Source organism: Bartonella sp. MR168JLCBS (assembly GCF_042194175.1).
On record NZ_JBHIMP010000600.1, the window covers coordinates 1 to 555 of the forward strand.

The window sequence follows — 555 nt, forward strand, 5'->3', positions numbered from 1 at the left end:
AAGGCTGATTCGGCGCCCGACACGGTCACGACACGGGCATGTCAGTAACCGTGTTGTCTTCGATGAATTCCTGGAGTGAAAGGCCTGTAATCTTCAACACTTGGGACACGGGCGTGTCCTACCCGTGTCAGGTAGCGCACGGCCATGACATGAACACCGCGCCCGTGTCAAGCTTTTAGGAAGCAAAGCCTGGAATCTTCGACACTTGGCGCACGGGCGTGTGGTGACCGTGTCCTGCCTGAGACACTCCCGTGTCAGGATTTAAACTCTTTTGCGCATCAGGCTGGGATTTGCATCACTTGAGACACGGGCGTGTCCTGTCCGTGTCAGCCAACTTTGAGCCCTTTTGTCACTCCGCACGCTAGAAATACCCTCAATTTCACTCCTTATTACTTCGGGCCCCGAATTCCTGCACAAGGAATAATATAACGTTAAAAGCACCAATTCTAGTAGATAAACATGCATAAGTATAATGAAACCAATATAATAAGGGGCAATAAATGTTATTTGAAATGCACTCATCACAACTTCAATCCCCTCTTTTAAGATTTTTTT

1 protein-coding gene is annotated in these 555 nt (G+C 48.1%); it reads right to left on the reverse strand.

The window, feature by feature from the left end; translation table 11 throughout:
- Positions 1-261 precede the first annotated feature (261 nt).
- Positions 262-555, reverse strand: a 294-nt coding sequence (locus tag ACFIK8_RS12935) for a hypothetical protein (protein WP_375669653.1), incomplete at its 5' end; no start/stop codon positions are given.